At 69.4% G+C, this 255-nt stretch carries 1 pseudogene; it reads right to left on the bottom strand.

Annotation, left to right across the window (positions count from 1 at the left end):
* Window positions 1-255, bottom strand: a pseudogene (locus AB3X99_RS41070) (acetyl-CoA C-acetyltransferase); the annotation flags it as partial.

The following is a 255-nucleotide window of genomic DNA, read 5'->3' on the forward strand; positions in this document are numbered from 1 at the left end:
CGATGTCCGAATCGCCCGCGATGATCGCGTTGGCCGCGAGCATCACCGCCTTCAGGCCCGAGCCGCACACCTTGTTGATCGTCATGGCGGGAACGGCCGCGGGCAGGCCCGCCTTGATCGATGCCTGACGCGCCACGTTCTGGCCCGAACCGGCCGTCAGCACCTGACCCATGATCACGTCGCTCACCTGCTCGGGCTTCACACCCGCGCGCTCGAGCGCGGCCTTGATGACGATCGCGCCCAGGTCGGGCGCCG

It is taken from the genome of Paraburkholderia sp. BR10882 (assembly GCF_040948855.1).
Lineage (GTDB): Bacteria > Pseudomonadota > Gammaproteobacteria > Burkholderiales > Burkholderiaceae > Paraburkholderia > Paraburkholderia nodosa_A.